Source organism: Yoonia sp. (assembly GCF_017854565.1).
In the GTDB taxonomy this organism is placed as follows: domain Bacteria; phylum Pseudomonadota; class Alphaproteobacteria; order Rhodobacterales; family Rhodobacteraceae; genus Yoonia.
On the sequence record NZ_JAFMHJ010000071.1, the window covers coordinates 1 to 8,475 of the forward strand.

Sequence of the window (8,475 nt, forward strand, 5' to 3'; positions counted from 1 at the left end):
AAGTGGCAACATTTTGCGCTGCCCTTTGGCTCACTTTTACTCTGCCGTTGACACTGGTTCGGAATTTTGATGATCGTGCTGATTGAAATGGCGTTGATCACACCGCCTGTTGGTCTGAACCTTTACGTGGTGCAAGGCGCGCGCAAATCAGGAAAGCTGTCCGAAGTGATGGTGGGGACGATACCATATGTCTGCATGATGCTGGTGATGATCGTTCTTTTGATCGCGTTCCCCAATATCGCCCTCTTCCTGCCAAACGCCCTGCAGTAGCATATATTGTTACGAACTATGGCAGCGCTGGGTCGCCATGGGCCCGCTTTGATGGATCATCATTGGCAGGCTGGGCTTATCGTGTGCCGAAATATTTCTGCTGGGTGACCGCCCAGGCTGGCGTATTGATGATGGTTAATATCGTCAGATTGATCGCTTCGCGTAGGGGGCTGTTTGGGGGCAGCACGATTGCGTAATCTTGGGGTGCCATCGTCAGGGGCGCAAATTTGACGCCGCTCAGGCTTTTCCGATTGATGAGATACCGCAGGACTTCGCGCTCGTGAATGACCACCTCGATCTTGTCTTCGTCGAAATTGCGCTGCGCCTGCGACAGATCATGAAGGGATCGCACCGTGATCCCGGCATCGGCGGCCCATTGCGCCGCATCGCCTTGGTTGATCACGGCCACAGTACGGTTTTCCAGATCGGCGATTGTTCGGACTTCGGGCTCAAGCGCCTGCAGTGTCAGGCTCGACGTGATAATCGCAGTAAAACTGGAAATAATGGTGACGCCGACAAACATCAAAAGCAGAACCAGTAGTTGTCCCAAACGTGATTTCAGTTCGAAGGGGTCACCCTCGCCCTGAAAAACCAGCAAAGCGGCCCAAATCAGCGCCCTATATAGCCCTGAAAATGGCCCGCCAGAGAAAAACTCATTGCCGCTGCGCCGTTCGACCCACCAATAGCCGACTGCAACTGCGACCATAAAACACAGCAGTCCAAAAACGATCGCCAAAATGTTGGAGTCAAGAATACGTTCGAGGAGCAGCTTGAAGTTCGCGCTACGGTTTCGGTCCGGCACGATCGTACCAAGCGACGCCTCGAAATATGGAAACGAAAAGTCGACGATGCGTTCATCAGCCACGGTAATGGGGATCGCGGAAATCGCCAGATCAACGTCGCCGACTGTGGCGGCATCGACCAGCTCCTCAATCGTGCCGTATTCAACATAGCGGTAATCATCTTGGCCAAGACGAAAGCAATCCGCGATAAGCCGCCACAGATCAATACTTAGCCCATCCGGTGCTGTTTTTGACCCCATGACAAATGGTGGTGAAAACTTTGTGCCGACTACAATCGGACGCTCTAGATTCTGCAGGTCTACATCAGGGCACGATTGCTGCGCATAAGGCATGGTGGCAGTCAGGCACCATAAAATCAGTGACATCACGATATGTGATCTGCGCACCATCAAGAACGCTCCTGCTCGGCCATCAAATTAATCAGTTGCTGCTGCGCATCTTGCGGCGTTTCAAACATCAATGTCGGACCCAGTGCCAAGAGGGACTGTTTGTCGGTGTATCCCCACGCGACAGCGGCAGTCATGCAGCCCGCCGCCTGACCGCAACGAATGTCTGCCGCAGCATCGCCGATAAGCACGACCGATTCTATCTGTAAGCCATTTTCCGCAGCAAACCGCACAGCCATCTCCGGCGCCGGCTTAGGTGCGCTCACACTGTCGCTGGCAAAAACCGAGCAAAAGAAATCACGAATGCCCAGTTGGGTCAGCAATTCCAATGTGCGTTCCAAATCCTTGCCGGTCGCGATGCCCATTGGCAACCTGTTATCCCGGCCCCATTGAAGCAGATTAACCGCCCCGTCATAAAGCCGCACATAGGGCGCAAGGATACGGCTATGGCGGCGAAACGGCTGGAACATATCCTGCGACAATTCCAGTCGTTTCATGATTTCGGGAAACCCCATGCCGAGGTATTTCTGATATTCGGCAAACAGCGCTGTGTGGTGCATGCGCTGCCGAGGGTAAACTTCTTGGAGAGCGGCTGAAAATGCCAGTTGCATCACTGGCAGACTATTGATCAACACGCCGTCAAAATCAAAGAGCAGCGCCGTTGGCCGAGGCGCGGCCACGGTCACTGGTTTTCACCGCTTTGCACCACATACAGCTGCTCCATCGCCTCAATGAAGGTTCCGATTTCGCGACTGAATGCTTCGTAAATGGACGGCAGCTGCAAGTTGCGTTTGCGCACGAGGCTTTGGTTCATGCCGATCAGGAATTGTTTCGCGTCATAGTGCGGCCGATCTGGGTTTCCATCAATCGCAGCGATGGCCAGTTCCATTGCAACCTGTCCCTGTTCCGATCCCGCGATTGCAACGGTCATCATGCCACCGTCTGCGACGAAGCGGGTGTTCGCCCCCAGTATCGGCAACTTTGCGTTGCGCTCTGTCCATTGGACAAGAGTTTCGGGGTCAACCGTGCCACCTTGGCCGTCGCGGACATTTTGATAATTGGCGATCAGCAACATCAGATTGCCGGCATTGGCCTCTTCGACCGCTCTGGTCCAATCGGCGAAATCAGATGCGCCGACAGGCGGATGCGCCACAAAAGGTGCCCAGTCCTGCAAGAGATAATTTCCATTCTCGGTAACGCCCGTCGGTGACGCATCGTTCAGCATCATGATGCCATCCACTGGCCCGTCGTATGCCCGATCAAGCGCCTCTAACGTCTCAATCAAGGCTTGATAGTTCTTGCGCTCGAAAATGCCCGATACGTTGGTCGCTTGATCATAACCATAAAGGCCGACGCCGCCGTTCACACCAGCAAAAACCACTTCGGGGAAATTGTCTGTCACCGGCTGGTCAAGCCCAAAAAAGCTGATGTCCGGGGTCTGGCACCGATCACCGGCCAGCCACGCGTTGAGATCACCCGCCATACGCGCGCGATCCGCACCTTCATTTAGTCGCACCTGGTTGAACCCGACCAAGCCCTGCGCAAGGTCATCGATCAGTATCAGGACTTCTGGTTGCCAATCACCAATGGTAAAGCGCACATCAGACGTCGCGTTCTTGTAGAAATTGCAGTCAGGGTGGTTGCGCAAATTCATATAGTGGGTGCGCACATTCAAACTTGGCCCCCGCCGCCCCGCCGCATCTTCAATCGCCCGGCGCACGCCCTCATCGACATCGTTCACCCATGCAAGATCGTTGTTGTAAGAATGCACAACCAATATCTTCTTCTGATCTTCGTTGTGCGTTAGAACCAGTCGGGCGACGACGACAAGCAGGACGACGATCACGAGGTATTTAGCGGCGGTGAAAAAAGATCTCATCGGGTCCCTTAGATAAGGTTAAGTGCTTTCCAGAACGGAATACTGATAAATATTGCAGCACAGCGGAGCATGAAAAACAGGATGTTAAAGGTGATCAGCGTTTGCATTCGATAGGCGATACGCTCTGCATCCAGCATTGTGATTGCCTGGGAAAAGACACCGTGTTGATAGGGCCAGATAAATCCTTCCGACACCGTCAGAATAACAAATCCGAGAACCCATGGCGAGATACCGATCACTTCCGCAAAAGGTATAAGGGTGCTGGCCAGAATGATGAATGCAGGTGCGCCCGGCACCGCCAGACGGATTACGAAAACACCGGCCATCGTGATGGCCATGCCAAGGTAGAGGTTGCGCTCGAAGATCGGAACCAGAACCGGCAACTGATCTGCCAACCACTGGCTCAGGCCCAGATGATCCAACATCGGGCCCCATGCTACGACTGTGGCCACAAAGATAAGCGTCGGCCAGTCGAATTTCTGGCGCAGCGTCGCCAGCGATATTCCCGAGAAAAAGAAGACCGACATCGCAAGGGACAGCACGATCCATTCCAAAGGCACCTGATGGATCGACCGCGTCAGGATGGCAGCCATCAAAAATACATAAAGTCCGAGCGTCGCCCAGTCACGCAGGGGGTCTGACACGACGGCGATCGGTGGCGCGCATTGTCGAGGTTCTGTGCCCCCGGCGGCGCTGGCTTTTCTGGCAGCCGCCGCAAAAAAGAACATTGCCGCAACGAAGCCAGCAGCCATCACCACTCCCGCAACACTGGCGGCCTGTAGCCACCCCATCCATTGAAAGCGGCCGCGCATCTGTTCGTTCAGCATACCAATCAGAACAAAGTTCAGCGGATTGCCCGTCAGGATAATTGTGGAAATGAGCGTTGTGCCATGGATATGGACAAGGGCCAAAAACGCGTTTTTGCGCGCGCGATCCGGGCGGAAGAACCGCTGTACCAGGGGTTGGATCATGCTTGCACGGCCCAATGGTGATGGAACGACCAGCGTCAATAATACACCCGCACAGACGACCGCAAAAAGCCGCGTAGGAAACGATGCATTGCGGCGGACAAGCATCGCCTCAAGCCGATTGAGCCATGAGGTTTCTGCCAGAAGTGCGGCAAGGACAAAAATCCCGAATACCAAAAAGAATATCTGCGAATAAAACCCGCTAAAGGCAATCGACTGCGGCACAAGATCCAGCAGCGTGACGACGAGAATGAGCGCCAGACCCGGCACGAAATCGGGCGTCAGCCGAAAAATCCACATGACAATTGCGGCCAGAGCCAAGGTAAGGAACATCGTCTGTTCGAATGGCAGCAATTGTTCTAGTCGCAGATACAGCAGCCACGGCAATACACCGACCAAAGCCCAAGCTACAAAATCGCGAAAACTGCGGTCGCGTGGCTGGGCCCCAGCGGAATGGTCAATATTGGACAAAATGATTTCCTGTAAACAATACGTCGAAACCATATACGCATTTTCATCAGGTTCAAGGAATTTGAAACTGGCAAAAAGCGGCCCGCTAAACGACAGGTCGCAGATCGTAACGCCCGCGCGACTCTGAGGATATTAAAGGCACTCACACAATGCGCTGAATTGCATTATCAGCGACCCGGAACATCGCCGACACCCTGCTGGATACGGCGCATCAGTCGCACGATGTATTCATGGTCGTATCTGACGAGCTGATGTTCGCACGGAGCAACCGTTCCGGGTGCCAGAGCGATGCTGTGGCAATATCTGCCTGTCCTGAATTTGAAGCTACCTTACATTCGGTGGACGTTCGGGTTTAAGGAATGACTCAAAGAGTTAACGAGGCGGTGTGAAATGGTATTCATCACGATTTGGCCGCTGTTCGCGCTGATTTGCCTCGGCTTCGTTTTGGCGCGTGCAATGTTCCCGGAACCGGGTTTTTGGCCAGCTGCAGAGCGGATCAACTACTTTGTCCTGTTTCCCGCCCTGCTTGTCAGCAGTCTGGTGGACGCGCCCCTGCGCGATCCGGCGGTCCTTCGGCTGGGTGGCGCTGCGATTGTGACGATTTGCATCGCCGCGGCCGGACTGGGTATCATACGGCGATTTGTTCCTACGCCTGCCGCGCGCTTTGGTCCGTCGCTTCAGGGTGTGGTGCGGTTCAATACGTATCTGGGCCTTGCAATCACGGCCAGTCTGGCTGGCGCCGAAGGTCTGGGGCGGGCGGCCGTTTTTCTGGCTGTGTCGGTGCCGTTGGTCAATGTGCTGTCAATCATCGCCCTGACCGCGTCGACCGAAACGCGCAGGCCAGCGGCGCTGTTGCCCACCATGGCACGCAATCCGCTGATCCTGGCATGTTTGGTCGGAATTTCTCTGGCGCTTAGCGGCATGGGCCTGCCGTTCGGAACCGGGCGATTTCTTGATCTTCTGGGGCAGGGAAGTTTGCCCTTGGGCCTTCTGTGCGTCGGTGCGGCCCTGCGGCCTGACGCCATGCAAAAGGACGTCTTTGCATTGTCAGGGATTACCGCGCTGCGGCTGTTGGTGATGCCGCTGCTGGCGGCGCTGCTGGCGCTCACATTCGGCCTCGAAGGGATAGAGGCGCTGGTGCTCGTGGTCTTTTTTGCCGTTCCGACTGCACCGACGGCCTACGTCCTGACCCGCCAGTTTAACGGCGATGGCACCTATATGGCAGGGCTTGTGACGGCGCAGACCCTCACCGCTGTCCTGACGATCCCATTCGTTCTGCTTGTGTTTGGCTATCGTTAGCAGGGCCGCCCGGAGACGGTTCTGGTTTGGACCTTATGGGGCATTATCCTTGCGCACCATGGCTTGCCCAGTGTTACGAGAAATTCAACAAGGGCATTGGCCGAATATCCCGTTCCACATAGGCAAATAATCTGGCGACCAGCCCTACTAGGTAGCTGGTCGTGCACCCGATGGATCTACTTGTGCGTCGCGCGCAGCGAGGCGTTTTTTGAGAGCCGCTTTTTCCTCGCGGAGTGATGCAACCGTATTTTGTTCGTTACCAAGTTCCACGCGGCAGTGTTCAAGGTTGCTACGCCAGAAATCGACTTCGGTGTTTACAGAATCCAACGCCTGTTGCGAAGCCCCGCCATACCGCCACACAAGCCAGCCAAGAAGAAGTCCCAGCAAGAAGGTGCAGAGCATGAACGCAAACATTTGAAGCAAAAAAGAAGACATTAGAAATTTCCTACTCGGCTACGGTGCCCGACACGGCGTCGTCATCAGTGTCAGGTGTGGTTTCGTCTGGGGTGTCGGATGCTGTTTCGCGGGCCTGCCACTCAAACGTAATGCGACGGTTTGCGGCACGACCTGCAGCGGTCTCGTTTGTTTCGATTGGTTGTGTTTCACCAAATCCGACAGCGCGCATGCTTGCGGGCGCAATGCCACTACTTACCATAAAGTCCAATACAGCCTGCGCACGTGTTTCGCTCAATTCCTGATTATTGCTCTCGGCGCCTTGGCTATCAGTGTGACCACCGATTTCGATGATCAGGTCATCATTTTGGCAGCCTATCGCAAGGTCCCGCAGGCGTTCGAGGGTCGCCACTGAATCGTCACTGATCTCAGTCGTGCCAGTGCCAAAGCTGATTTGCGAAGCCCCCAGAATCCCGTTGGCCCGCGCCAAACACACTTGGGCCAGTTCCTCTGTCGCGACAGGTGCCTCACCCAGTCCGAGGCGAAGACTTTCGATGGTTCCCGTCTGTGTTGTCATCAGTTCCGTAAGCTCCGTAATCTGGGCGTCAAGACCTGCCACACGAGCCTCGTATTCGGATGTCAGAGCAGCCAATGCTTCACCGTTGTCGACCTCTTCGGTTGCCGCCTTGGGTGTCTCTGCGGCGGCGGTCTGCGCAGCCTGCAATGCCGCGATTGTTGCGTCACGTTCGCCCAGTGCCGCAGTCAAGGTGGCGATCTCGATGGTGGCATCTTCGGCCGGTGTGCCGGCTTCGGCCCGTTGCGTTTCAAGGGATGCGATCAATGTATCGCGTTCCGTGACGCTGGCAGTCAGCGCCTCAATCTCGGCCTCCAAGCTGGATGTCTGACTTGTCGGTGCGTCTGTCGTCTGATCGCGTGCTTCAAGGTTTGCCGTCAACGCGGCAACGCTGGCGCGAAGTTCGCCGAGGGTCGCGTCACGCTGCGTGATCTCTGCTTGCAACAGGGCTACCTGCTCGTCGGTGTCAACGGATGATACTGCGACGGTTTCCAATTCTGCCACACGAGCTGCAGCATTGTCAGCGCTTTGCCGCAGGGCGGCCATTTCTGCAGACATGGCGTCTGACGCGGCGCTGCTCGCGGCTATGGTTTCGCTAAGTGTTTGGATCGTCGCATCCGCGTCAGACAAACGCGCGCCGCGCTCAGCCAGCTGTGCTTCAAGATCACTTATCCGGGCTAAATTAACTGCAAAGCTCGCTGTTTGCGCAGCGAGTTCGACGTCGGTTGCGGAGAAAGCGGCCCGCGTCTCGTCCAGCGTTGCGGCTAGATCATCGCGCTCTGCCGTGAGCGATTGAACTGACTGGGACAGCGTACCGATTTCGGCCTCAAGGGCTGAACCATCATCCTGCAGCTTTGCGATTTCAGTCGCCATGCCGGACTGTGATTCTGCAACCCGAGCATCGAGCGCATCTGCGACAAGCTGTGCCGTGATCGTCTCCGCGCTTGACGAAGTTAGCCGGGCGGCTGAGTAGAACGTGAGCGCAGTAAGGCATACAACTGCAGCAATGAGAAATGCCTTCATGAAATTCTTCCTTGATAACTTACGGTTAGAAAACAGTACCGGAACCGGGGCTGCCAGACCTACCTAGGTTCAAAATTGGTCTAATTTTAGGCGCATGTCGGCATAAACCGGGGAAAGTTGCACAAATTTACGCCTCATTCCCATGCTGATTGTTGGCCAAGGTTTAGGCCGGGTCTGACTGCGACCATGCGCTTAAGTCGCCCGATTCGCCGTGGATCATATAGCTTTGCGTCAGGCGGCAGGGTTGGCCGTCCCGCGGCAGGCCGGATTTCAGTTCGCCGTGTCAGGTTCAGCCCGGTGATGCACCATCAACCAGACTGACGCCGATCGCTAATCCCCCCAGTTTGGCAAAAGCGGTGTTTGTCAAACAAGTTGTCCGCCGATTTCATGCGGCGTCTGTGATTTCAGA

Annotated in this window: 7 protein-coding genes and 1 pseudogene; 2 read left to right on the plus strand and 6 right to left on the minus strand. The window is 55.5% G+C overall.

Annotated features, from left to right (window positions below; all coding sequences use genetic code 11):
• A pseudogene (locus QZ196_RS16425) lies at positions 1–270 on the plus strand (TRAP transporter large permease subunit); the annotation flags it as partial.
• 76 nt (positions 271–346) lie between these two features.
• Here QZ196_RS16425 and QZ196_RS16430 read toward each other — a convergent pair.
• From QZ196_RS16430 to QZ196_RS16445, 4 genes are read right to left on the minus strand one after another with little or no spacing between them, the layout of a single operon-like run.
• A complete protein-coding gene (locus QZ196_RS16430; protein WP_296428363.1) occupies positions 347–1,462 on the minus strand; it encodes a transporter substrate-binding domain-containing protein in 1,116 nt (371 codons plus the stop codon).
• The gene (locus tag QZ196_RS16435) at positions 1,462–2,145 is read right to left on the minus strand and encodes an HAD family hydrolase (protein ID WP_296428365.1); all 684 of its coding nucleotides are present in this window, start codon (positions 2,143–2,145) and stop codon (positions 1,462–1,464) included. The genes QZ196_RS16430 and QZ196_RS16435 overlap by 1 nt, the downstream gene beginning before the upstream one ends.
• Positions 2,142–3,338 (minus strand): hypothetical protein, encoded by a 1,197-nt coding sequence (locus QZ196_RS16440; RefSeq protein WP_296428367.1) that lies wholly within the window; start codon positions 3,336–3,338, stop codon positions 2,142–2,144. The genes QZ196_RS16435 and QZ196_RS16440 overlap by 4 nt, the downstream gene beginning before the upstream one ends.
• Positions 3,339–3,346: 8 nt before the next feature.
• Entirely contained in the window at positions 3,347–4,777 is a 1,431-nt protein-coding gene (locus tag QZ196_RS16445; protein WP_296428369.1) for an SLC13 family permease, read from the minus strand.
• Positions 4,778–5,167: 390 nt separating this feature from the next.
• Between QZ196_RS16445 and QZ196_RS16450 the strand changes: the two genes are divergently transcribed.
• A complete protein-coding gene (locus QZ196_RS16450) occupies positions 5,168–6,076 on the plus strand; it encodes an AEC family transporter (protein WP_296428370.1) in 909 nt (302 codons plus the stop codon).
• Between the two features lie 147 nt (positions 6,077–6,223).
• Here the strand turns inward: QZ196_RS16450 and QZ196_RS16455 are convergent, their stop codons facing one another.
• Together QZ196_RS16455 and QZ196_RS16460 are read right to left on the minus strand one after the other, a co-directional pair.
• Positions 6,224–6,511: a hypothetical protein gene (locus tag QZ196_RS16455; protein ID WP_296428372.1), complete on the minus strand. Its 288-nt coding sequence runs from the start codon at positions 6,509–6,511 to the stop codon at positions 6,224–6,226.
• 10 nt (positions 6,512–6,521) lie between these two features.
• A complete protein-coding gene (locus QZ196_RS16460) occupies positions 6,522–8,066 on the minus strand; it encodes an OmpA family protein (protein ID WP_296428374.1) in 1,545 nt (514 codons plus the stop codon).
• Positions 8,067–8,475 lie beyond the last annotated feature (409 nt).

Bases quoted from the DNA above. Each gene is read 5' to 3' on its own strand.
- QZ196_RS16430 (WP_296428363.1), bottom strand. From the start codon at position 1,462: ATGGTGCGCAGATCACATATCGTGATGTCACTGATTTTATGGTGCCTG.
- QZ196_RS16440 (WP_296428367.1), bottom strand. From the start codon at position 3,338: ATGAGATCTTTTTTCACCGCCGCTAAATACCTCGTGATCGTCGTCCTG.
- QZ196_RS16450 (WP_296428370.1), top strand. From the start codon at position 5,168: ATGGTATTCATCACGATTTGGCCGCTGTTCGCGCTGATTTGCCTCGGC.
- QZ196_RS16455 (WP_296428372.1), bottom strand. From the start codon at position 6,511: ATGTCTTCTTTTTTGCTTCAAATGTTTGCGTTCATGCTCTGCACCTTC.
- QZ196_RS16460 (WP_296428374.1), bottom strand. From the start codon at position 8,066: ATGAAGGCATTTCTCATTGCTGCAGTTGTATGCCTTACTGCGCTCACG.